We start from the raw sequence: 22,597 nt of genomic DNA on the forward strand, positions 1-22,597 counted from the left end.
CCGGTGTGGGTACTAGTCTAGGCGCATGACCACTCGAGCCAACGAACTTACAGCCTTGGTAACCGGGGCCACCGCCGGTCTCGGTGCAGAATTCGCCCGCCAACTTGCCGAAGCCGGACACCACCTGATCCTGGTCGCCCGGGATGAACAGCGCCTCAAAGAAACAGCCGAGGAACTTGAACGCGACTTCAGTATCTCGGCGGAGGTCCTTTCCGCGGACTTGACCACCGACGTCGGCGTCTCAGCCGTCGCAGACCGTTTGCGGGACGCTTCACGGCCTGTGGATGTCCTTGTTAACAATGCCGGAATCGGGCTGTTGAAGTCGTTCGAACGGAATGAGCTGGACGAGGAACGCCGGCACCTGCGGCTCCACGTCCAGACACCCATGGAGCTGAGCCACGCGGCATTGGAAGTCATGCTGGCCCGGGGGAAGGGACGGATCATTAACGTCGCCAGTGTGGCAGCGTTCGCCAATAGGGGCACCTACTCGGCGGCCAAAGCCTGGCAAGTGACCTTCAGCCGGTGGGCCAACATCGCCTACGCGAAATCCGGCGTGCAGGTCACGGCCGTTTGCCCCGGTTTCACCCACACCGAATTCCACGATCGCATGGGCATGGACAAATCCGTTGCACCCCGATTCCTATGGCTGACAGCCGATCGCGTAGTGCGCGAAGGGCTGGAGGACAACGCCAAAGGCAAGGCAGTCTCCATTCCGACGCGTCGGTACAAGGTGGTCAGCTTCTTCGCCCGTGTCCTCCCGGCGAAGCTCACGTCCGGCCCGCCTCGCCGGCCGTTGGAACCCTAGCTCGCCGGCCGTTGGAACCATAAGCCCCAAAAATTGTCCTGCCGCTGCTTTCCTGACGGGGTGGCTGGCTTTAGGCTGATGCTGGAGTGCGGCACCGGGCGCGGCTGCTGCGCTGGGGCTACAGCAGCGTGGTCCCGCAAACGGGGCCCGCGAGTCGTCCCGCTTTCCCGCGAACCATGCCGTGTCCGAAGCAGGTAACGCATGGACGAGGCAGCTCCCACGGACGGCTCCAGGCAGGGAGGACACGACGGCGGAACGGTCGCCGTCGAGGACAGCGACGCACACCTGGTGCTGCTTGTCCGAGCAGGAACCACGGCCGCGTTCGAGACGCTCTATGCGCGGCATCAGTCCATGGCTCGAACCGTGGCAGCCGCCCAGCTGGACAATTTTGCTGATGTTGACGATGTTGTGGCGGACGCGTTTGCCTCGGTCTATCAGTCCCTGGCTGCCGGGAAGGGGCCCGATTCCTTTTTCCGCGCCTATCTGCTGACCGCGGTTCGGCGTGTGGCCCACCGCGTCAACCGGGACGCGACCCGTACCAGCCCGACATCCGAATCGTACATTTTGGACACCGTGGATGCCCATGATGATCCCGCCGTAGCGACGTTCGAATCGGCGGCGGTGGCTCAGGCGTTCCGGTCCCTACCGGAACGCTGGCAGGAAGTCCTTTGGTACGTGGACATTGAAGGGTTGAAGCCTGCAGCCGCTTCGCCGCTCCTGGGCCTGACGCCCAATGGAGTGTCCGCACTCGCACTCCGGGCGCGGGAGGGCCTGCGCCAGGCGTACCTCCAAAACCACATCAGTACATCGGCAGGGGAAGATTGCGAGGAATACTCAACGCAATTGGGTGCGTACTCGCGCGAAGGACTGAGCAGGCGCAAGCAAGCCCGGGTGCAGGAACATCTGGAAGACTGCCCCAAATGCACCGCACTGCTCCTTGACCTCAATGACGTTCAGTCCGCCATGCGCGCATGGATCTTCCCGCTGGTAGCAGGGGTCGCCTTCAGCTCGGCGTTCCCTGCGCTCGCAGGCGGAGGCGGGGGAGCCGGTGGCACTGGGGCGGCACCAGGCGGCACCGTCATCCGTGGGGTGGAACCCCGGGGAATTTCCCTGCCCTGGAAAGTGGGCGCTGGCGTCTTGGCGGTGGCAGCAGTGGCAGCGAGTGCCGCCATGGCGCTGGGAGTTGCGGGCGCCACCACCTCCGAGCCGCCGATTGCGGGTGCATCGCCATCCCCGGGTGAGCCCACGAATCCGCTGATCCCACCGGTTGCTGAGGACATTTCGGAGGAGTATCCGCTATTTCCGGACTTCAGCGATCCGTCCCAAGGCAGCCCCGAGAAGCCGGCCTTCTACCCCTTCCCGCCCAGCACCACACCAGACCCCGGCCCCTTACCCAGTCCGTGGCCATCGCCGGGTGAAACTCTGCCGCCAGCGCTTCAGCCATTGCCTACCATTGCACCTTCGGACCCTGCCACCTTGCCGCCGCTGCAGCCCACGCCGGCACCTTCCGTAAGTCCTTCGCCGAACCCGACAACAAGCCCAACGCCCATCCCCACGCCGAGCCCCGGCCCCAGCGAAACGCCGGCTCCATTGCCTGCAGTGACGGCCACGTTCACCGCTGAGCCGGGCACAACGGCGTCGGACACCAACGTCACTGTCACTTTCCGCCTCAAGGACCAAACGGCGGTGCCCGCGTCCGCCGAGGTGGTCTTTACGATTTCCGCCGGCACGGACATGATCCCGGGCAAGCTCGTTGAACCGGCGGGCTGGACCTGTTTAAAGGAGGCTGCTGCCACAACGCAATTCCGTTGCACCAGCACCGCCGTGGACCCGGATGACCTGACGTTCCTGCTCGGAGTGTCCAAGCAGGACGAGGCGGAGGTGGCTACGCTCGACTACTCATTCAGCGGCACAGGCATAGGGACGGTGACCTTTTCCAACACCTTCTGACGTGACCAGGGCCCTTAGCGCCCATCGGGTTACTATGACACTTCATTCGAGCCTGAGGGGGCAGTGCTATGAAGAACGGATCCTTGACATTCGCGGTGGCAATGGTTTCAGGGGGACTGCTGTTGAGCGGCTGCTCAGGTACCAGCTACTCCGGTTTGGAGGCGTTGCAGCGGGAGGCGACGGAGGCAGACACGGCCCCGGAAGGGCTGACCATGGGCGAAGTTGAGCCGGAAAAGATCCTTCTGGTGGCGGAGGCTAACGGAAAAAAGTACTACTTGGGGGAAGGCAAGCAACACCGGCCGACGTGCCTGATCGTAGGATCCGCCGACGCGTATTTCTCGCATAGCGGCTGCACCGACTCCATCCAAGGCGAGATGCTGAGAATCAGTGGCCCCGACCAGAAATCCGCCGTTCTGGTGTCCGATGGCTACGACACCAAGCAGTTGGAATCGAGCGGCCTGACGAAAATCCACCCGAACATCCTGGTAGTAACGAACTAGCCCGTTTTCTCAGGAACCCGGCCCCGCGGTGCCCGCACCAGCACAGCAACCGCGATGCCAACCACGGCTCCCACGAACGTTTCGATGGCACGCTCCATCACCAGCACGCCCGGATCCATGGGGGAGGCCAGCTGGGCGATCAGCAGGATCACCGGGGTAAAGAACACCATGGCCCACCCGTAATGCCGTGCCATGAACAACTCCGTGGGGAATTGGCACAGCACCACCAGCACAGCCTGTACCACTGCGGTTTGACCGGGGAAGTACTGAAGCGGCGATAGCGGACTGGGAAAAAGTACGACGGCGACAACCGCCAACCCGAGGAACGTCCCCACGATGCGGTGGATACCTCGGTGGACGCGGCTTGGGAGGTCGGCACCGGCGAGGGGCACGGCCGCGGCGGCCATGGCCCAGTGCGGGTGGCCGCTTCCGCTGAGGACGCCGATGGCGCCCGCGGCACTTACCGCCAGGGAATAGCGGGCGGCATGGACCAGAGCGGCTTGACGCAGCGGGCCGCGGAGGACGGGGATGTCGCGGGCAGCGCCGGAGTCCCACGTGCGTCGCCGGAACCAGCCGGTAAAACCGACCACCATGGAAAAGGCGGCGGACGCTGCCGCGATGAGTACCGCCGTCGTGAACGGAACATTGGTGGGCACGGATGCGCAGGCGCCCAGTGCGAGGATGCCGAAGAACGGGCCGATCGGTTTGAGGCGCACGGCGTCGGCGTAGAGCGACCCGACACCGGCGAACAGGGTGGCCACCAGCACCAACCACCAGGAGTGGATGTGGTTGACGGAAAGGAACACACCGATGGCCAGCCCGCCCACCAGGAACAGGGCCGCCTGGGCTTGGTGCTTGAGCCGCAGCTGATGTGTTTCGTTGCGCCCGTACATTCCGGTCAGCGCACCGAAAACGGCGTACATCATGAGATCCGGGCGGCCTATGAGAATGAGGAACAGCCCGGGTACTGCCACACTCAGGGCCACCCGCACAGCCGAGAGGCGATCGTTGTTGGCAGGGCCCAACCGGTGGAGTTCGCGGGCGTGGACCATCAATCCGGTCACAGAGGAACACCACCAATCGGCTAGGGCTTGTCTTTGCAAATTAGCAGTGTCGCCGCCCAGGCCGCCATAAGCCCGGTCACAACCCGTAGTGGGCGTGGGCGCGCGTACGGGGAAAGGTCTGGGAAGATCGAGGTATGCCCGTCGCTTTCGTCTGCCGTACCCGCTCCACCATGTCACCGCAGGAGCTGTTCGATCTTTCCCGCAACATCGATGCCCACGTGGGGTCCATGACGCAGAGCCGCGAGAAAGCAATCGGCGGCGTCACCACCGGGCTGATCTCCGAAGGTGAGACTGTCACCTGGCAGGCGTGGCACTTGGGAGTCCGGTTCCGCATGACCAGCCGCATCACGCGGATGGAGGCGCCGTCGTCGTTCTCTGATGAGCAGGTGAAGGGCCCATTCAAGTACCTCCGCCACACCCACGAGTTCCGGCCCGAAGGCCGCGGCACCCTCATGGTGGATACGGTGGAATTCGCGGCGCCGTTCGGCCCGCTGGGCAGGCTGGTGGAGAAACTGATCCTGGCCCGCTACCTGCAGAACCTGATTGAGAAGCGCAACGAGTTCCTTATTGCCCAGTATCAGCCAGCCCAAACCCCTACAGCCCAAACCCCTAAAGCCCAGGACCCGCGGCAATGATCAGGCTCGCGCATGCGGACGACCTGCTGATTCTGCAGGAGATCGAGCGTGCCGCGGGCCAGGCTTTCCGGGCTTTGGGAATGGACTCCATCGCGGATGACGAACCCCTATCCATCCATGAGCTGAACAGTTATGCCACAGCCGGGCGCGCATGGGTTTCTGTGGACGGGCTCGACTACCCGGTGGCGTATTTGTTGGCGGACATCGTGGACGGCGAGGGCCACGTGGAGCAAGTCAGTGTTCATCCGGATCATGCGCACCAGGGCGTTGGCCGGGAACTGCTGCATGCCGCGCGCGTGTGGACGCGGGGCCACGGAATGCACAGGCAAACCCTCAGCACGTTCCGGGATGTGCCATGGAACGCCCCGTATTATCGCCGCCTTGGTTTTGAAGTGCTCGACGCCGGCAGCTGGGGTCCGCAGCTGGCCCACCTGATGGAGCACGAGGTTGAGTTGGGCCTGACCCGTTGGCCGCGCGTTGCCATGTGGCGTGCCGCGGTCCCGCCAGGTAGTTAGCCCGCCACCAGCTCCACCTCGTAGCTGTCCGTGTTGAGCAGGTACGCGGCGTAATGGTCCGGGCCGCCGGCGTGCGGATACTTGGACTCGAACATCTCGTACCAGCCTGCGTCCGCGCCGAGCGTCCGGATCCTGTCCACGTTCTCCCGGGTGCCTGCATGGAAGGCCACGTGGTTCACCCCGGGATCAGTGCGGCGGTGGGTTGTACCGGTAATGGCATCGGTCTGCTCCACCACCACGTACATGCCGTCGAGCTTCCAACTGCACCCGGTGGGCCACTCCTGGAAGGGCTCATAGCCGAGCTCGCCCAGCAGCCAACCCCACTCTTCCCTGGCCCGCTCCAGGATGGGCACCCAGATTTCCAGGTGGTGGATGGAACCAACAGGGGCGGCGGCGATCTCAGGCATGCGCCGAGTCTACGAGGTCCGGGCCCGTTCCACATCGGCGGCGCTCGCAGCGTCACCACGTTCACGGAGCCCGGCAATCACACCGTCGATGTCCGCGGCAGGACGGTTCTGGCTCAGCTTGGCCTTGGCCTCCACCCGGGAAATCAAGAGTTCGACGCCGACAATCGCCCTCAGTTGGCCGGCGATGAACCGCTGGGGCGCGTCCTCCACGCTCCACGGGTCCCGCATCCCGGCCTCGTGGTGATTGGAGAGCCGGCGGACGTGCCTGCCCAGCCACTCGGCATCGTCGTGGATAACAAGCTGACCGTAAACGTGGGCCGTGGAGTAATTCCACGTGGGCACCACCCGGCCGTGCTCCGCTTTGGAGGCGTACCAGGACGGCGAAATGTAGGCGTCGGCACCTTGGACGATCATCAGTGACTCGCCGATCGCTGGTGATGACCACTGCGTGTTATTGCGGGCGATATGTGCGTGCAAGGCACCGTGCTCACCCACCGTGGGCTCGTAAACAAACGGCAAGAGCGTGGCCAGCAGCCCATCCTCTGACATGGTGACCAGATTGGCTGCGCTGGCTCCGGACAGGAGCGAGTCAACAGCCTCCGGGGATGCGGCAAAGTGCGCTGGGGTGTACATGGTTGTTCCTTTCAGAACCGGAATGGTCAGGAGTTCGACGGCGGGCTGAGGCGCACGCGGACAGCGGCACCTGCGCAGATGATCACCGCCAGGCCACCCACCACGGTGGTCCAGGTGATGGACTCGCCCAGCAGCATCCCGGCCCACGCAATGGTCATCACGGGTTGGACCAGCTGGATTTGGCTGACTTGGGCCATGGGGCCGATTGCGAGGCCCCGGTACCAGGCAAAGAAGCCCAGGAACATGCTCACCACCCCCAAATAGGCAAAGGAGAGCCACTGGGCGCCGGATGCGGAGGGCAGTCCGGAGCTGAGCGAAACCGCAGTCAGGATGATCATCACTGGCGAGGCGACCACCAGCGCCCAGGAGATGGTCTGCCACGATCCGAGTTCGCGGGCCAGCATGCCACCTTCTGCGTAGCCAACAGCAGCGGCAAGCACGGCAGCCAGCAGGAGCAAGTCCGCCCAGTGGAGCGAGCCGAACCCTCCGGACTGGACCAGCGCAAAGACCAAGGCCGCCACCACTCCGGTGAGCGTCAGGACCCAGAACAAGGGACGCGGGCGTTCCCGTCCGCGAATCACGGCCGCTGTGGCCGTGGCAGCCGGGAGCAGGGCGATCACCACCGCTCCATGGCTGGCTGAGGTGCTGGTGAGGGCAAAAGTTGTCAGCAGCGGGAAGCCGGCAACCACACCTCCGGCCACCACAGCCAAACGCAACCATTGGGAAGCGCCAGGCAACCGCTGCCTGGTGATGCCCAGGGCCAATGCCGCCAGCAGTGCGGCGACCACGGCCCGGCCGGCTCCAATGAACAGGGGAGACATGCCTTCAACAGCCACGCGGGTGAAGGGAACTGTGAAGGAAAAGGCCAGGACGCCCAGCAGGCCCCACCAGATTCCGGTGGACGTGCGGGCGGATATCACTGCCCGCGAATGCATAGTAGCGCTACTGTTGTGACTCATGAACAACGATAGCAGTTCCCGGATCGCCCTGCGATTGAAGGAGTGGATCGCTGATGCGGCGCCCGGAGCAAAGCTGCCATCAACCCGGCACCTGGTGGCCGAGTACCAAGCGAGCCCGGTGACTGTCCAAAAAGCCCTGCGGACCCTCACGGCGCAAGGCCTGATCGAAAGCCGCCCCGGCGTTGGAACATTCGTCCGCGCATTCCGGACAGCGAGGCCGTCGGACTACGGCTGGCAGACGGCTGCCCTGCGATCAGCCCAGACCGCGCGTCCGCTGAACTCAGCCGCCATGCGGAGTGCTTCCAACAACGTCATCGCGTTCCACTCGGGGTATCCGGACCGCGAACTGCTTCCGGAACGTCTGGTCCGTGCAGCACTGACCCGCGCAGCCCGCGGCGAGGCAGCCCTGTCCCGGCCGCCGGCGCAGGGTATCCCCGAACTGCAGACCTGGTTCGCGCAGGAACTCAGTACCTCAACGCCGGTGGGCGTCACGCCACCCCAGCCCAGCGACGTCGTGGTTCTTCCCGGCAGCCAAAGCGGCCTCAGCTCGATTTTCCGCGGGCTGGTGGGCCACGGACAGCCACTGCTAGTGGAATCGCCCAGCTATTGGGGTGCGCTGCTGGCTGCCGGCCAGGCGGGCGTGAAGGTGATCCCTGTTCCCAGCGGCCCGGAGGGGCCGGATCCCGAAGAGCTGGACAGGGCCTTCGAGGAGTCCGGCGCCAGGCTGTTCTATGCACAGCCCAATTTCGCCAATCCCACGGGTGCCCAGTGGGCGGCGCGTCGTGGCGAGGAAGTGCTGAAGATTGTTCGCAGGCATGGAGCCTTCCTGGTGGAGGACGACTGGGCCCACGACTTCGGCATCACGGCACCCTCTGTCCCGATCGCGGCCAAGGACGACTCCGGGCACGTGGTGTACATCCGCTCGCTGACCAAGAGCGTGTCACCGTCCATCCGGATCGCTGCGGTGATCGCGCGCGGCCCGGCACGTGAACGGATCATGGGCGCGCAGGCGGCCGAGTCCATGTACGTCAGCGGCCTGCTCCAGGCCGCTGCCCTGGACGTGGTCACGCAGCCGGGCTGGCAGACGCACTTGCGCGGCCTCAAGCACCAGCTCCAGTCCCGCCGCGACCTCCTGGTGACCAGCCTGCGGGAGCATGTGCCGCAAGCCCATCTCAGCCATCTGCCCAAGGGCGGCTTGAATCTGTGGTTGCGGATGCCGGACGGGTTCGACGTCGAACGGCTCACCAAGGATTGCGAAGCGGCCGGGGTGCTCATTGCCGCAGGAACGGAGTGGTTTCCCGCGGAACCCGAGGGGCCGTACATCAGGCTCAACTATGCCGGTCCCAACCCGGGAGCGTTTCCTGAAGGTATGCGGATCATGGGCGAGGCGGTGCGGGGGTTGCTGGGATCCTGACGCTTTCCCGTTGCCGGCCCGCTATTCCGTCGCGGGGCAGCGACGCAGGCGCGGGGGAGCGACGGGGTTGCGCCGGTCAGCCTGCAGGTGTTTCGGCCACCGTACGGCCGTAGCCTGCGCGACCGGTCTGATCGAACCCATGCCGTTCGCGGGTCATGAGATGGATCTCGTGGCCTTCCAGATCCTTAAGGACCACAAGCCAGGCCACCGAAGCATCAATGACGGGGGAGTGCGGAACACCTTCCCTGTCCAAGTGCTCCAGCCAGGCCTCCAGGTCTTCCCGGTGCGAAATATCGATAGCGAGTTCCAGGCCCTCCTGGGATTGGGCCGCGGGATTGGCCCGGAAGGAAAGGCCGGTGGGGTTGGCGCCGGGCAAGCGGCCGGCGGCACCGGCGATTGTTCCGTCCGGACCGGGGAACTCCATGACCGCCTCCCAGCCGAACACGCGGGAGTACCAACTGCACGTCCCCGCAAGGTCCCTGACCGGCAGCTTGGTTCCCAGCAGGCCGTTCAGCGGTGGGATGGATTCTTCCATAACAACACGCCTCCTAATGCACCGTCACTGAATTAGTACGCCTATACTGCACTTCATGATGGTGAAGGACAAGGGGCAAACCGTGGATCCGCGGATCAGGCGCACCGAACGTGCGGTCATGGCTGCTGCGGGTGAACTCTTTGTGCGTCAGGGGTACACGGCAACCACCATGAGCCAAATCGCCAGTGCAGCAGACTGCGCTGAACGCACATTGTTCCTCCGGTTCACCAGCAAGGCCGAGCTCCTGAAGCGCGTGGTTGACCAGACCTTCGCGGGAATGGGGTCCGAAGAGCCGGTCCCGGACGAGCCCGGCACAGACGAGCCCGGCACAGACGAGCCCGGCACAGACAAGCCGGGACCAACGACGCCGGGCTCAGCGAATGCGACGCCGGATACCTTGGAAGCCCGGTTGCAGGCACTGGCCAGCAATATAGCTGCAACCATGATCCGGACCGGACCGCTGTTTGCCGTTGCCCGCGAGGCCGAAGCCAGCGAACCCCTGATCCGGGAAGCCTTCGACGCCGCGCGCAGGGACACCATCGCCGCATCCCGACGCATGTGGCGCGGATTGGAGCGGGACGGCCTGATCAGCAGTGGGATCGACGTGGACTGGGTGGCCGATACCACCGCGCTTCTTGGCGCAGCGGACACGTATCTCCTGATCCGGACGGCCATGGGATGGGACCAACAGCAACTTGCAGCCTGGCTATCCCGCACCTGGCTCTACTTTGCCACGAACCCTGAACCGGCCGCCGTCGTGCTCCCTTAAACGCCGCAGCCACCAACGCCAAGGAGAGCGCCTTGGGGCTGGTGGCTACGGTGGGCGGCAAGCTGCCGCGAACTAACTGAATCGCTATGCAGAAGTTGCAGGCAGTGAGTTCCTAAGCCGGAGTCAGGTCCTTGTTGCCTTTGCCGAGCGATGAATCATCGATGGGCCGGCCGTCGAACGGCATCTGATCCAGGTTGATCAACGGGTTGGTGTCCTGCGTTTCCACCAGTTCACGTGCTTCTGCCTGGGTGTCCACGCTGGGCATGGAGCCCGGCAGCGGGCGGCGGGCCGATTCCGGCAGGAAGAAGATGGCAATGGCGCCGATGATCGAGGTACCCATCAGGTAGTAGGCGGGCATCATGTCGTTGCCCGTGCCTTCAATGAGTCCCTGAACGATGAACGGGGTGGTGCCACCGAAGATCGCCACGGAGAAGTTGTAGGCAATGCCCATTCCGCCGTAGCGGCTGGACGTGGGGAACAGGGCGGGCAGTGCCGAGGCCAGGTTTGCCACGTAGAACGTCACCGGGAAGGCGATCAGTGCCAGGCCTGCAAGCGTGGACCAGATCTCGCCGATGCCAATGAGCATAAAGGCGGGAATGGAGAAGACCACTGTGCTGCCCGCGCCTACCCACAGGACTGGTCGGCGGCCGATGCGGTCCGAGAGGCGGCCGGTAAGGGGAATGCAGATGGCCATGATCACCAAGACCGGGATGGTCAGCAGGGTGCCGTGGACGGGATCGTAGCCCTTGGAGTCCGTGAGGTACGTGGGCATGTAGGACGTCAGTGCGTAGCCAACAATGTTTGCTGCAGCAGCCAGGATCATGGCCAGGAGGATCTGGCGCCAGTAGGCCTTGATGATGCCCACAGGTCCCTTGGCAGCAGCGGCATCCTGCGCTGTTGCGTCCTTGGCCGATGCCTCCTGGGCATCAAGGGTGGCCTGGAACTGAGGGGATTCCTCGATCTTGCTACGGAAGTACACCGCGATGAGGCCCAGCGGACCAGCGATCAGGAACGGAATCCTCCAGCCCCACTCCTCCATGGCGGCCTGTCCCAGCGTGAGTTGCAGGACCGAAACCAGGGCGGCGCCCAAGGCGAAGCCGATGTAGCTGCCCATGTCCAGGAAGCTGGCGAAGAATCCGCGGCGCTTATCTGGAGCGTACTCACTCACGAACGTGGTGGCACCGGCGTATTCGCCACCGGTGGAGAAGCCCTGGATGAGCTTCAGGATCACCAGCAACGCGGCGGCCCAGATGCCGATCTGCGCATAGCCGGGAAGGAGGCCGACGGCGAACGTACTTGCCGCCATCAGCATCAGTGTTGCGGCGAGCACCTTCTGGCGGCCCACCTTGTCGCCGAGCCAGCCGAACACGATTCCACCGAGGGGGCGGGCGATGAAGGTTGCGGCGAAGGTTCCCAGCAGGAAGAGTGTCTGGACCGAGGGGTCTGCCTCCGGGAGGAAGACAGGACCCATGGTGGTGATGAGGTAGCCGAAAACACCGACGTCGTACCATTCCATGGTGTTGCCGACGATGGTGCCGCCGAGTGCTTTGCGCAGCATCGGCTTATTCACCACGTTGACGTCGGACTCTTTGAGCCGGCGCTTCGGGCGAAGCTTCTTCGTTGCGTTCTTTACTGCGTTTGCTGCGTTTGTGGCGGCCGGGGTGGGGCCTGCCAATACCTGGTTCCCGGTGGCGTTCCTTGCGCCATCCGGAGAGACGGTGTTGCTTTGGTCTGTGGGCATTTGGGCTTCTCCTAGGGAGGTCATTTGCTTGCGACTTCTGCTGCCCCGCTCTGGGCAGGGTTTCAATTTTACGGGTTTTAGGCCGAAAACCCGAGTTGAGATCCGATTTTTGGGCTGTTTTTGGGTGCAAATTGCCTAGCTGTGTTGCATCTCATTACCCGCTCTTGCCCCGCTATCAAGCGGATCCGCCTCCGTTTTTGCCCTCCAGAGCACGTTGTTACCAAATTGTTTAGCTGAGCCCAGTTAACGGGGCAATTTGGGTTACGGAAGCTGATGAATCGGTAGGCCCGCGGGTACCCATCACCACGGTTGCGTCTGCCCTTTCGTCACAGGCCACCTCCGCGATGAACCCCGCCTCGCCGAGAATCCCGGCCGTCGCCAGCGCCTGCTGCCCCGAGGTTTCCATCACCAGGAACCCACCCGGCGCCAGCCACTGAGCCGCGCCCAGCGCTACCCGACGCTGTACCGCCAGACCGTCAGCGCCGCCGTCGAGCGCTGCTCTTGGCTCGTGGAGTCGCGCCTCCGGCGGCATCATCCCTATTAACTCCGTGGGCACATACGGCGCGTTGGCGAGCAGCACGTCCACCTTCCCGCGCAACGTCTTAGGGAGGGCTTCAAACAGATCCCCGTGGTGGACGCGTCCGCCACGGGGCTCGACGTTGTATCGCGCACAACGGACCGCAGCGGCGTCGATGTCCGCGGCATGCAGCTCACAGCTCCCCAAAAGATCGTGGAGCGCCGCTCCTATAGCCCCGGAACCGCAACAAAGGTCCACGACGACGGCTCCGGGCTTGGCGATCATCGCGGCCTTCCGGACCATGAACTCCGTGCGACGCCTGGGCACGAACACCCCCGGGCTGACAGCCATGCGCTTTCCGCAGAAATCCGCCCAGCCCACAATGTGTTCCAGAGGCAATCCGCTGAGCCGCTGGTCCACCATACGGTGGAGCTCGTCCGGATGGCGGGCGGCGTCGATGAGGAGTCGGGCTTCGTCCTCCGCGAAAACGCAGCCGGCGGCACGCAATGCGGCGGCGATGGATGCTCTCCGGGTCACGTTTGCCATGCTAGCCGAGGACGAATCCCGAAGGGGTTGGGCGCCGGAATTCAAAGTTGCTGCAGGTGAGGGGTTCACAAATCTGCCGGGACTTAGTTAGGGTATGAGGCATGGGAACACTGATTTTTGAGTAGACCGGCCTCTGCCCCTCGCGGCACAGCCGAGTTTCACCTGACAAAAATCCACGCCTGTTGAGGCCCTGCCTCCATGCCGTTCCCGTTCTCGACGTCTTCTTCCCGAACCGCAACGACATAGGATTCGTGTCTCTTCAGGACTCACACTTTTAGGAGTCCACATATGACTGCCAACCCTTCCGAAAACAAAAAGACCCCGGCCGCCGGCGGTATCAAGTCCAAGCTGACCGACGCGCAGAAGGCCATGCTGGCAAGCAAGTCCGGGGGCGGTGCTCCAGCGGGCTGGCAAAGCACTGGCAAGGGGCACAAGCCCACCGCCGCCAGCGGCAAGCAGGCTAAGACCGAGAAGAAGGTCCGCTGGTAAACCTGCGGGCAGGCACACTGAAAAATAGGCACACTGGAAAGGAAGAACCATGACTGCTGAACGCATCAATCCTGAGGTTGCAAGCCATTTGGTGGAGTCCATGGACATGGCGCCCATGCCCGAACCGACCACCATCGCGGTCGCGTTGGGCGCCGACCAAAGCAGGCAGTGGCCGGACGGTAACGGTAAACGACGCCACCCGAAGGAACGGGGACAAGCCCACGGCCGCATGGGCCAGGGAGCAGCTGTGACGGCGGTCCACCGGACCAGCCGCCCGCAGATGCCGCACTCCTCCTAATAACCCGGCCACCCAAACAAACCCGAACGAACCCGCACCACCTGCGTAGCCAGCCCAACTGAGGAGCAGCACAGCGCGTTTTGAGCCCTCAAAACGCGCACAAATGCGACTCAGTTGGGCTGGCTCACGTCGTTAGGAGACTTATCCGGACGCCAGCCCCGCCACACCGGATGACGGAGCCGGCCGGGCCCCGTCCATTCGCCGAAGGATACCTCGGCCACCAGCTCAGGGCTCACCCACGTGGCACCCGCTGCATCTTCGCGGGGTATGTCTGTGAAAGGGCATTCGCTTACCACCCGGGGTTCAAGATGCTCCATGACATCCCGGAGCTGCCAGTCCTTGAATCCGGTGCCCACCCGGCCCACGTAGTGCAGCTTGTGGCCGTCGGGGATGCCCAGCAGCAACGCGCCGAAAGTCCCGCTTCGGGCCCCCGCGCCGGGCCGCCAACCTCCCACCACTACTTCCTGGCTTTGCTCCAGCTTGAGCTTGATCCACGACCTGCTGCGACGTCCGATCACATATCTGCTGTCGGCTTTCTTGGCCATGACACCCTCCAAGCCAAGCTCGGCGGCGCTGGTCATGAGGTCTTCCACGTCGTGGTCCAGCACGGCGGAAAGGTGAAGGGGGCAACCTTTACGAAGACGCTCCGAAAACCCGGAAAGCCTCTCGCGGCGCTCGCGGAACGGCAGCCCGCTCAGGTCCCTACCGTCGTCGTACAGAAGATCGAACAGCATGAGCTGCACCGGAACCGTAGCCCGGGCGCGCTCGATGTCCGCACCTTTGACCAAATTCATCCTTAGCTGCAGCCGTCCGAAGTCAGGCCTGGACCCTTTGCCGAGCGCCACGATTTCGCCGTCCGCAACGAAGTCTCCGTCGGGCCAGCATGTGCGGTCCGTCAGTTCGGGATAGGCGGCCGTAAGATCGTTTCCGTTGCGGCTCATGAGCCGGATCTTGCCCTCCGTACCGGTGATGATCGCCCGGATTCCGTCCCACTTCAGTTCAAAGAGCCAATCGTCGCCGCGGAGATCAGCGGCGGTTCCGGCGGTGGCCAGCATGGGGGTGTAGTTCGGCATGGGCTGCGGCTGAGGTGGATCGGACTTGGGCGCCGCGGTTTTGGCCGCAGCCGGGCTGCCCCGACGCCCACCCGGCTGTTCCTTCATAAGATGGATCAGCCAGTTCTGACCCGTATTGATCAGCGCAAAGCGTTTGGTGCCGCCAAGGCCACCACCCGGCTCGCCTGTAAGGGTGGCGATCACTTCCTTGCCGTCGCGCCACTTCTCGCAGGTGTACTCGCCGCGGTCCCAGATGGTCATGGTCCCGGCCCCGTACTCGCCCTTGGGAATGACGCCCGCGAAGTTCGCGTATTCCATGGGGTGGTCCTCGGTATGTACGGCTAGGTTGTTTCGGTCGGAGGTTTCCGGGATGCCCCGCGGCAACGCCCACGAGGCCAGGACTCCGTTGTGCTCCAGGCGCAGGTCCAAGTGGTAGCGGCGGGCGTGGTGCTCCTGGATGACGAATATGCCGCCGGGCGGCGGAGGGTCGCCGGGCTTCGGCTGGGCGGAGGAGGAACCCGCGGATTGCGGTGAGGCAGAAGCGCCCGACGACGACGGGAACGGCTCCGGGGTTTTGTCCGGATCGCGCATCCCGACGTATTTCGCGAGACGGTTCTCGGCTGTCACCACCCGCTCGCGGGAACGGCCGGTGCCTGAACCGCTTCCGGGAGCACCGCCGTCGTCCTTCTCATCCTCCCCATGAGGCGGCAGGTGCCGTTCGGAGATCGGTGCGAAGTGGTCTTTGCCGGTCTTCACGCGCTTCATCACGGCCCGGTAGTCCAAGTGCTCCAACGAGGCGGAGGAGAGCTCCCGCCACGTGCGCGGCGCCGCCACGGTGGGGATGGCGCGTCCGCGGAGGGAGTAGGGGACGATTGTGGTCTTGTTTCCGCTGTTCTGGCTCCAGTCCACCAGCACTTTGCCGTGGCGGAGGGACTTCTTCATGTCGCTGACCACCAGATCGGGGTGGTCCGATTCCAACGCCCGGGCCAGCTCTTTGGCGAAGGCGGACACTTGCTCGGACTTCAGCGTCCCGTCCAGGCCCGTGTAGAGGTGGATGCCTTTGCTGCCGCTGGTAACAGGGACCGGGTACATTCCCATGTCCTGCAGGATGGAACGGGCCAGCTTGGCCACTTCAACGCATTCGGGCAGACCTGCCCCGGGCCCGGGGTCGAGGTCCAGGACGAAACGGTCGGGGCGGAGCGGCTTCCCGGAAGGGTCCACTTGCCACTGAGGAACGTGAATTTCCAAGGAGGCGATCTGGGCCATCCACGTGAGCGTCGCAAGGTTGTTGACCAGGGGATAGACGTTGGTGTGGTCCGAATGCTGAATTGTGGCGCGGGGAATCCACTTTGGCGCGGAGTCCTCCAGGTTTTTCTGGAAGAAGACTTGCCCGGGGTTTTCGGCGGTACCCACTCCGTTAACCCAGCGCTTGCGGGTGACGGGCCGGTTGGCAGCAGCGGGGATCAGGAAAGGTGCCACTGCGGCGTAGTATTCCAGCACTTCGGCCTTGGTGGTGCCGGTTTCCGGGTAGATGATTTTGCCCAGATTAGTGAGAGTGAGCTCGTGGCCTTCCACGTTCACCCGCTCCTGTTGCTTGCCTGCCACCTCTTCTCCTCCGCTGTGTTGTGCTGTTGACTGGGTGCATGAGGGCCATATGGAAGGGATCTATCGCGTTCGGTCTGGTCAACGTACCAGTGAAGCTCTACAGTGCCACGGAGGATCACGATATTGGCCTGCACCAAGTCCACAATAAGGACGGCGGGCGTATTCGGTACCAACGGAAATGCGAAATTTGCGGCGATGTTGTTGCGTACGAGGACATTGATAAGGCTTACGAAGAAGAAGGCCGCACCGTGGTCCTTACGTCTGCGGAATTGAAGTCGTTGCCGGAGGAGAACAGCCGCGAAATTGAGGTGGTGGAATTTATCCCCGCCGAGCAGCTGGACCCCATCATGTATGAGCGCAGCTATTTCCTGGAGCCGGACTCCAAATCGCCCAAAGCGTACATGCTGCTCAGGCAGACGTTGGAGGACACTGACAGAATCGCAATTGTCCAGTACGCCCTGAGGCAGAAGACCCGTCTGGGGGCACTGCGGGTGCGTGGGGACGTGCTGTTGCTCCAGGCTCTCCTGTGGGGCGATGAGGTCCGCGAGGCCAAGTTCCCGTCACTGGAGACGGACATCAAGATCTCGGACAAGGAACTGGAGATGTCCTCCGCCTTGGTGGAATCCATGGCGCACGACTTTGACCCCGACGAATACACCGATGACTACCAAGCGCAGCTCCGAACATTGATCGAGGCCAAGTTGGAGAAGGGCGAGGCCCTGGACACCGAGGCAACCTTTGGCGTGGTGGAAGGTGAGGGCGAGGGCGGCGACGTCATCGACCTCATGGAAGCCCTCAAGCGCAGCCTGGACAAGAAGCGCGGCAAGGAAAAAGCGGACGACGACGCTGCTGCCGCCAGCAAAACTGCCAGCAAACCAAAGGCGCGGGCCAAGAAGAAGGCTTAGGTCGTGTTGCCTTCGCCTAGGGGTTAGGCGCCGGTTTCGTAGTGCGGTTCCGCCACCGGTTTGGACTCGGGTGAACCACGTTCACGGAGGTACACGGAGGCTCCTACCAGGACGGCGACAGCGAGGAACTCACTTTGCCAGTTCTGGAAGGACTCAAACCAGAACTGGCTGGAAGCCATGTATTCCCAGGTGGAGACCTCGGGCAGGCCATGGCTGTGCTGTTCCTCGTTGTAGGCGGCTGCGCCACCTACCGCGTGCAATGTGAAGGAGGTCAGAAACAGGAGGCCCAGCAGGCCGGAGAGTGAGTGCTCGTAGACCTTCAGCACCCAGCCGCCGCGCCTTACCGGCCACGGGGTCTTGGGTGACTTCCTGGCATCGCGGGGATCTTCATCCTGGGGTGCTTCCTTGTCCACGGGTTTTGACTCCGAGGAACCCCTCTGGAACAGAAAGACGGTAAGGACCACGTACATGGCCATTTGAAGAAACTCCGATTCCCAGTTTTCAAAGACGGCTTCCCAGAAGCTGCCTGATGTCAGGAAATCCGTGATACCGGTGGCTGGCTGGCCGTGAGCCTGTTGTTCCTCGCTGTAAGTTGCCGCTCCCGAGATGATCATTCCCCCGAGGAAGACGACGAACAGGCCTGCGTTGACCAGCAGCAAGCCGTGGTCCTTGACCCAATGGCGCGCGGGATCTTTGTCCTTGCTGGATGTTCCGGGGTGCTTCATGGGTCTGAGCATCGGGCTCACTCTTCCCTGGGAGTTCCGTTGTCGTCGCTGTTTCGGACTGCTCGACGGTGCAGCCATAGGGGTGTTCCCACCACCAGGAGCAGCAGCACCAGGATGATGAATCCTGCAGCTACAAGTCCGGCCGTCCGGCCGGCGGTGAAGTCGAAAACAAGGGTGGCAGAGCCAACGATCAACAAAGCCACACCAGCCAGCGCCCACTTGGTGACCACATCGGCACTTGAAACCAGGGTGGCCTTGAGCCCCCTGCGGAACAAGCGGCGATGCACGCTGACGGGGAGCACTATCAGCACGGTGGTCACTGCTGCCACCATCACGTTGAAGAGGTAGAGGCTCCGTTGCCAGTCGTCCAGGAGTTCGAAGCGTTCTTGGAAGGGCAGCGTGAGCAGGAAACCGCCAAGGATCTGCACCCCTGTTTGGAGAACCCGTAACTCCTGGATCAGTTCCATCCAGTTCCGGTCCATTCGTTCCTCGGTGGACTCGTTCCTGCCGATCCTGGGGGCCTGCTCCGGTTCTACCATCTGTGCACCTCCGTGTGGTTTTGGTGGACGACGACCCTGCGCGGGACTACGGTCGAACTGTCAGCATTCCTCGATCTTTTTGAACGGGGCCTCATCGGAAATCCAAGGAGGAAGCTATGAGTCAGGACGAACACCGCGTGGACCCGGAAAGCGAGCCCGGCGGCTACGGCACACCCACGCCTGAGCAGGAAATGCCCGGTCAGGGCGGTGAGCGCGAGACGCCGGAACGGCCGGCCCAAGGAGTTCCCGAGGCTCCGGGTGACGAGTTCCCCACACCTTTGGATCCGGATGCGGCCCCACCGCCCTCGGCAACCGGGAGCCGTGGGGAAGAGGCCTAACTACACCGGGGTGTAGGGACGCCGGGGGCGTTGCCCCCGGCGTTCGATCCTCGTTCGGTCTCCTATACCGTGTGTCCCCTGCGACCCGACATGAAGCTCAGCAGCCAGCCGATGGCTGCGATAACGAGGAGGACGACGCCTACCCACAGCAGCCAGTTAAGGGCTTGCGAGAAGCCACCTACAAGAAGGAGAACAATTGCTACTACACCAGCAATGATCAGAAGCGTATTCATGGTCAGCACATTCCTTTCCGCGGGAATCTTTGATGAACCGCCGATTCCCGAGTATGCATTCCGAGTTACTTCGATTTAGTTATGCCGGTACTTGGTTGCGTTCTACGGATCCAAGTGCCTTTTCGTGTACCACTCAGGGGATCTTCGCCCGAAGGGGAAGTTCGCCAGTCGTGAACAGTAACACTCCTCATTGTACTACTAAGCTTCCTTATGAAAGGGTTATTGCAGTCGTCACTTGATGATTGGGCAGTGCTGCAGAAACTGTGCGGCACGTTTTTGGCTCACATGAACGTCTATGAGAGGAACACATGAAAGCGTCACAGCAGCTTGCAGACAACCTTCAGATCGTCTTGACGGACCTTATTGAGCTACAGCTTCAAGGAAAGCAGGCGCACTGGAACATCGTGGGGCCGAACTTCCGCGATCTTCACCTCCAGTTGGACGAGCTGGTAGTGGCTACACGCGAGTTCGCTGACGACACCGCCGAGCGTATGCGAGCCCTCCACGCACTCCCGGATGGCCGCAGTGCCACCATCGCCAAGGGCACGCGCCTGGAGGAATTCCCGGCAGGACTGGTCAACACCAAGAACGCCGTCAAGCTGGTCACCGACCGCGTTGAGCGCGCAGTCCAGACCATGCGCGATGTCCATGACGAAGTGGACGAGGAAGACCCCACAACGGCGGACCTTCTGCACGCTTTCATTTCCCGCCTTGAGCAGCTGGTATGGATGATCAACGCCGAAATCATGAATGCCGGCGCCGCCGTGACGGATCCGGACGAGGCGTAGCGGGAACCCGGCTCCGGCTGTCGCGACCTAGGCAGGCAGGCCGTGCCCAGGCTTAAGCGAAGTGACCTTTCCAAGCCCGGCATAGTTCGCCGCAGGGTAGGCAAGGGGTTCAGCTACCGCCACCCTGACGGGAGCTTGGTCAGCAAGGAGGATCGCCAGCGCATCAATGCGCTGGCGATCCCGCCCGCGTGGACCGATGTTTGGATCAGCCCGTTCGAGCATGGGCACATTCTGGCTACCGGTGTGGACGCTGCCGGGCGAAGCCAATATATCTACCATCCGGGGTGGCGGGAGCGGAAGGACACCGAAAAGTTCATCAGGGCCGCAAAGCTGGGCTTGGTCCTGCCTGCGGTACGCCGCAACGTGACCGTGCATCTCCGGGATTCCGACGACCCCCGACAACAGACCCTTGCTGCCGCCGTGCGGTTCATGGACCTCGGTGCGCTCCGCGTTGGTTCCGAGGTCTACATGAAGCAAAACGGCTCGTATGGGCTCACGACGCTTCGATGCCGGCACGCCCGCGTGGAAGGGCCGGACGTTTTCCTCAAGTTCCCCGGCAAGAGCGGTCAGTTGTGGGACACCTCCATTCACGATCCCGCCCTTGCCGCGTTCCTGGAACCGCTGGCAGGGCGGCCGGGCAAAGAGCGCCTGCTGGCCTACCAAGCCAACGGCTCCTGGGTATCGGTGGACGCGTCCATGATCAACGAATACCTGCGCGGAGTCGCCGGAGAGGCTTACACCTCCAAGGATTTCCGGACATGGAAGGGGACGGCGGCTGCTGCCATGTGCCTCATCAAGTCGGGCCATAAGGGAACTCCCAGGCAGGCCATTGTGCGGGCCATCAAAGAGGCATCGGACGTCTTGGGCAATACGCCTTCGGTGGCGCGCTCGTCCTATGTTGATCCAAGAATTATCGAGGGATACCTGTCCGAGGAGCTCAAGGACGTCAAGCCAACGGAAGCGTCCATTGCTGCCTACTTGAACGAAGAGGCGCCAAAGTAGACCAGACCGCACCAGAGAATTTTATGAGTACACTCGTACTAATAAAGTTTTTGCGGGTTCATGGCGTCTGGGGGCGTAAATGATTTTGTTGGCAATCGTGGTGTGTGAAGTTGCTTTCTGGGTGGCGATTCTCGGAGGGCTCGCAGCGCGGTATCTGCTGCGTCGCCCACGCCTTGGCGGGGTCTTGCTGATCCTTGCCCCGGTGATCGATGCCATCCTGCTGTGCCTTGTGGCGGTGGATCTGCTCGGCGGGGGCACGGCCTCGTGGCACCACGGACTGGCTGCAATCTACATTGGGATCTCCGTCGCTTACGGCAAGCGCATGGTGGCGTGGGCGGATGCCCACTTCCAGCACCGGTTTGCCGGCGGACCGGCGCCGGAACGGCTCACGGGAAAGCCTTACACCATCAAATGCTGGCGGGATGTGCTGCTCACGGCGTTGGCAGTAGTCATCGCAGCGGCGACACTGGGGGCGATCATTCTCCTCGTCAACGACGCCCAAAGAACCGCAGCCCTCTGGGACTTCTTCCGTATCCTGGGCATCATCTTCGCCATCGACTTCCTGTGGGCCGTGAGCTATACCATCTGGCCTAAGAAGCCCGCCCGCGCCCTGTCACCTACCGCTCTGTAGAGCTGAACCATGCCCCGGAGAAAGAGCTGAACCATGCCCCGGAGAATCGATGCAGAGGCGCGTAGCGCAGCAATTGCGGAAGCTTCCTTGCGTGTCCTTGAACGGGATGGGTTGTCGGGCCTTTCGGTGCGCGGGGTGGCGGCAGAAGCGGGTATAGCCGCCGCTTCACTACGACGCGCCTTTGCTACGCAACACGCTCTGCGTGAGTTCTGCCTGCAACTCATTGAAGACCGGGTCACAGCGCGAATGGCTGCACTTGAGCGCTCGGGCAGGGAACTGGTTGATGAATTGCTCCTGCAATTGCTGCCTCTGGACAGGGAACGGCGTCTGGAATTGGTTGCACAGGTCCAGCTCGGCGTCCTTTCACTGAATGACGCTGCGCTTCGTCCCGCAGCGATCAGGCTCAGCGACGGAGTGGAACGCGTATGCCGCGCAGCCGTGCAGATCCTGGCGGAAGGGGGTCAGTTCCATCAGGAGCGGGACCCCGAATATGAAGCTCAGCGGTTGCGTGCGCTCTTGGATGGGATCGCGATGCACGGGCTGTGGAGCGGGGACCTCTTGGAATCGGGTCCCATGCTCCTGGTGCTCGCACGTCATCTCGACGAACTCGCAAACCCTTAGAGAGACGCAAAGAGCCCGGTGCCACCGGTATCCGGGTGGCACCAGGCTCTTTGCGTGGTGCTGAGGGGTTTGGGTGTCCCTATTAGGCGTCGTGGTCCGTTTCGAGGATCTTCACCAGGCTGTCCAGGGCTGCATCCGCGCCTTCACCTTCGGCGCGCAGCACCACAACATCGCCGTGGGAAGCGCCCAGGCTCATGAGGGACAGGATGCTGGCGGCGTCCATGGCGTCATCGGCGGGCTCGCCCTGACGTGCGATGGTGACGTCGATGTCCAGGTCACCGGCTGCCTCGGCGAAGATGGCTGCAGGGCGGGCGTGGAGGCCCACGCGGCTTGCGATGGTGGCTGTACGTTCTGGCATTGGTGCTCCTTTTTATGAAGGGT

27 protein-coding genes are annotated in these 22,597 nt (G+C 63.1%); 15 read left to right on the top strand and 12 right to left on the bottom strand.

The annotated features are described in order from the left end of the window. Positions 1–25 precede the first annotated feature (25 nt). The 3 genes from ACZ5J0_RS01360 (at position 26) to ACZ5J0_RS01370 (ending at position 3,255) form a co-directional block, all read left to right on the top strand. Positions 26–805: an SDR family NAD(P)-dependent oxidoreductase gene (locus ACZ5J0_RS01360; protein ID WP_464093995.1), complete on the top strand. Its 780-nt coding sequence runs from the start codon at positions 26–28 to the stop codon at positions 803–805. A 201-nt stretch (positions 806–1,006) separates the two neighbouring features. Continuing rightward, on the top strand, positions 1,007–2,755 hold the full coding sequence (locus tag ACZ5J0_RS01365; RefSeq protein WP_464093996.1) for a sigma-70 family RNA polymerase sigma factor: 1,749 nt from the start codon (positions 1,007–1,009) through the stop codon (positions 2,753–2,755). Between the two features lie 68 nt (positions 2,756–2,823). Then, a complete protein-coding gene (locus tag ACZ5J0_RS01370; protein WP_464093997.1) occupies positions 2,824–3,255 on the top strand; it encodes a hypothetical protein in 432 nt (143 codons plus the stop codon). Here ACZ5J0_RS01370 and ACZ5J0_RS01375 read toward each other — a convergent pair. Next, positions 3,252–4,379: an FUSC family protein gene (locus ACZ5J0_RS01375; protein WP_464094683.1), complete on the bottom strand. Its 1,128-nt coding sequence runs from the start codon at positions 4,377–4,379 to the stop codon at positions 3,252–3,254. The genes ACZ5J0_RS01370 and ACZ5J0_RS01375 overlap by 4 nt on opposite strands. Positions 4,380–4,453: 74 nt before the next feature. On the opposite strand from ACZ5J0_RS01375, the gene ACZ5J0_RS01380 reads away from it, so the two are divergent. Both ACZ5J0_RS01380 and ACZ5J0_RS01385 read left to right on the top strand, forming a co-directional pair. Further along, a complete protein-coding gene (locus ACZ5J0_RS01380) occupies positions 4,454–4,954 on the top strand; it encodes an SRPBCC family protein (RefSeq protein ID WP_464093998.1) in 501 nt (166 codons plus the stop codon). Continuing rightward, on the top strand, positions 4,951–5,469 hold the full coding sequence (locus tag ACZ5J0_RS01385) for a GNAT family N-acetyltransferase (RefSeq protein WP_464093999.1): 519 nt from the start codon (positions 4,951–4,953) through the stop codon (positions 5,467–5,469). Before ACZ5J0_RS01380 ends, ACZ5J0_RS01385 begins: the two co-directional genes overlap by 4 nt. Here the strand turns inward: ACZ5J0_RS01385 and ACZ5J0_RS01390 are convergent. Genes ACZ5J0_RS01390 through ACZ5J0_RS01400 form a run of 3 tightly spaced genes read right to left on the bottom strand, consistent with a single transcriptional unit; the run spans position 5,466 to position 7,468 of the window. After that, on the bottom strand, positions 5,466–5,867 hold the full coding sequence (locus ACZ5J0_RS01390) for a VOC family protein (protein WP_142937125.1): 402 nt from the start codon (positions 5,865–5,867) through the stop codon (positions 5,466–5,468). The two genes, ACZ5J0_RS01385 and ACZ5J0_RS01390, sit on opposite strands and share 4 nt — an antisense overlap. Before the next feature lie 18 nt (positions 5,868–5,885). Continuing rightward, a complete protein-coding gene (locus ACZ5J0_RS01395) occupies positions 5,886–6,509 on the bottom strand; it encodes an FMN-binding negative transcriptional regulator (protein ID WP_250820661.1) in 624 nt (207 codons plus the stop codon). 26 nt (positions 6,510–6,535) lie between these two features. Next, positions 6,536–7,468: a DMT family transporter gene (locus ACZ5J0_RS01400; protein WP_464094000.1), complete on the bottom strand. Its 933-nt coding sequence runs from the start codon at positions 7,466–7,468 to the stop codon at positions 6,536–6,538. Between ACZ5J0_RS01400 and ACZ5J0_RS01405 the strand changes: the two genes are divergently transcribed. Beyond that, entirely contained in the window at positions 7,467–8,882 is a 1,416-nt protein-coding gene (locus ACZ5J0_RS01405) for an aminotransferase-like domain-containing protein (protein WP_464094001.1), read from the top strand. The two genes, ACZ5J0_RS01400 and ACZ5J0_RS01405, sit on opposite strands and share 2 nt — an antisense overlap. A gap of 76 nt (positions 8,883–8,958) precedes the next feature. Here the strand turns inward: ACZ5J0_RS01405 and ACZ5J0_RS01410 are convergent, their stop codons facing one another. Beyond that, positions 8,959–9,417 (bottom strand): VOC family protein, encoded by a 459-nt coding sequence (locus tag ACZ5J0_RS01410; RefSeq protein ID WP_464094002.1) that lies wholly within the window; start codon positions 9,415–9,417, stop codon positions 8,959–8,961. A gap of 55 nt (positions 9,418–9,472) precedes the next feature. Here ACZ5J0_RS01410 and ACZ5J0_RS01415 point away from each other — a divergent pair, with 55 nt between their 5' ends. Beyond that, on the top strand, positions 9,473–10,186 hold the full coding sequence (locus ACZ5J0_RS01415; protein ID WP_464094003.1) for a TetR/AcrR family transcriptional regulator: 714 nt from the start codon (positions 9,473–9,475) through the stop codon (positions 10,184–10,186). Between the two features lie 112 nt (positions 10,187–10,298). On the opposite strand, the gene ACZ5J0_RS01420 is transcribed toward ACZ5J0_RS01415, so the two are convergent. Further along, positions 10,299–11,927 (bottom strand): MFS transporter, encoded by a 1,629-nt coding sequence (locus tag ACZ5J0_RS01420; RefSeq protein WP_142937042.1) that lies wholly within the window; start codon positions 11,925–11,927, stop codon positions 10,299–10,301. Between the two features lie 229 nt (positions 11,928–12,156). Continuing rightward, positions 12,157–12,990, bottom strand: a complete 834-nt coding sequence (locus ACZ5J0_RS01425) for a putative protein N(5)-glutamine methyltransferase (protein WP_464094004.1) — start codon at positions 12,988–12,990, stop codon at positions 12,157–12,159. 288 nt (positions 12,991–13,278) lie between these two features. Between ACZ5J0_RS01425 and ACZ5J0_RS01430 the strand changes: the two genes are divergently transcribed. Together ACZ5J0_RS01430 and ACZ5J0_RS01435 are read left to right on the top strand one after the other, a co-directional pair. Further along, positions 13,279–13,479 carry a hypothetical protein gene (locus ACZ5J0_RS01430; RefSeq protein ID WP_142937040.1) on the top strand — a complete coding sequence of 67 codons (201 nt, stop codon included), beginning with the start codon at positions 13,279–13,281 and terminating at the stop codon, positions 13,477–13,479. A gap of 49 nt (positions 13,480–13,528) precedes the next feature. After that, a complete protein-coding gene (locus tag ACZ5J0_RS01435; RefSeq protein WP_142937039.1) occupies positions 13,529–13,777 on the top strand; it encodes a hypothetical protein in 249 nt (82 codons plus the stop codon). A 110-nt stretch (positions 13,778–13,887) separates the two neighbouring features. Here the strand turns inward: ACZ5J0_RS01435 and ACZ5J0_RS01440 are convergent, their stop codons facing one another. Further along, on the bottom strand, positions 13,888–16,434 hold the full coding sequence (locus ACZ5J0_RS01440) for an ATP-dependent DNA ligase (protein ID WP_166841100.1): 2,547 nt from the start codon (positions 16,432–16,434) through the stop codon (positions 13,888–13,890). 38 nt (positions 16,435–16,472) lie between these two features. Between ACZ5J0_RS01440 and ku the strand changes: the two genes are divergently transcribed. Next, positions 16,473–17,339: a non-homologous end joining protein Ku gene (gene ku, locus ACZ5J0_RS01445; RefSeq protein WP_166841101.1), complete on the top strand. Its 867-nt coding sequence runs from the start codon at positions 16,473–16,475 to the stop codon at positions 17,337–17,339. Between the two features lie 23 nt (positions 17,340–17,362). Here ku and ACZ5J0_RS01450 read toward each other — a convergent pair whose 3' ends face one another. Then, positions 17,363–18,064: a DUF6766 family protein gene (locus ACZ5J0_RS01450; protein WP_243753152.1), complete on the bottom strand. Its 702-nt coding sequence runs from the start codon at positions 18,062–18,064 to the stop codon at positions 17,363–17,365. Positions 18,065–18,081: 17 nt separating this feature from the next. Further along, positions 18,082–18,603: a DUF6328 family protein gene (locus ACZ5J0_RS01455; protein WP_142937035.1), complete on the bottom strand. Its 522-nt coding sequence runs from the start codon at positions 18,601–18,603 to the stop codon at positions 18,082–18,084. A 116-nt stretch (positions 18,604–18,719) separates the two neighbouring features. Between ACZ5J0_RS01455 and ACZ5J0_RS01460 the strand changes: the two genes are divergently transcribed. Next, positions 18,720–18,941, top strand: a complete 222-nt coding sequence (locus ACZ5J0_RS01460; protein ID WP_166841104.1) for a hypothetical protein — start codon at positions 18,720–18,722, stop codon at positions 18,939–18,941. A 62-nt stretch (positions 18,942–19,003) separates the two neighbouring features. On the opposite strand, the gene ACZ5J0_RS01465 is transcribed toward ACZ5J0_RS01460, so the two are convergent. Then, complete coding sequence (locus ACZ5J0_RS01465) at positions 19,004–19,174, bottom strand: hypothetical protein (protein ID WP_018778938.1); 171 nt, start codon at positions 19,172–19,174, stop codon at positions 19,004–19,006. Between the two features lie 308 nt (positions 19,175–19,482). Here ACZ5J0_RS01465 and ACZ5J0_RS01470 point away from each other — a divergent pair, with 308 nt between their 5' ends. The 4 genes from ACZ5J0_RS01470 (at position 19,483) to ACZ5J0_RS01485 (ending at position 22,216) form a co-directional block, all read left to right on the top strand. Beyond that, on the top strand, positions 19,483–19,962 hold the full coding sequence (locus tag ACZ5J0_RS01470) for a Dps family protein (protein WP_024819119.1): 480 nt from the start codon (positions 19,483–19,485) through the stop codon (positions 19,960–19,962). A 42-nt stretch (positions 19,963–20,004) separates the two neighbouring features. After that, positions 20,005–20,964, top strand: coding sequence for a DNA topoisomerase IB (locus ACZ5J0_RS01475; protein ID WP_464097212.1), 960 nt, complete (start codon positions 20,005–20,007; stop codon positions 20,962–20,964). Between the two features lie 79 nt (positions 20,965–21,043). After that, positions 21,044–21,595 (top strand): hypothetical protein, encoded by a 552-nt coding sequence (locus tag ACZ5J0_RS01480; RefSeq protein ID WP_166841107.1) that lies wholly within the window; start codon positions 21,044–21,046, stop codon positions 21,593–21,595. Positions 21,596–21,628: 33 nt separating this feature from the next. Beyond that, positions 21,629–22,216: a TetR/AcrR family transcriptional regulator gene (locus ACZ5J0_RS01485; protein WP_464094005.1), complete on the top strand. Its 588-nt coding sequence runs from the start codon at positions 21,629–21,631 to the stop codon at positions 22,214–22,216. An 82-nt stretch (positions 22,217–22,298) separates the two neighbouring features. Here the strand turns inward: ACZ5J0_RS01485 and ACZ5J0_RS01490 are convergent, their stop codons facing one another. Further along, positions 22,299–22,574 (bottom strand): HPr family phosphocarrier protein, encoded by a 276-nt coding sequence (locus tag ACZ5J0_RS01490; protein ID WP_014920471.1) that lies wholly within the window; start codon positions 22,572–22,574, stop codon positions 22,299–22,301. Between the last annotated feature and the right edge of the window lie 23 nt (positions 22,575–22,597).

The sequence above is a fragment of the Arthrobacter sp. DualSoilB13 genome, assembly GCF_055389195.1.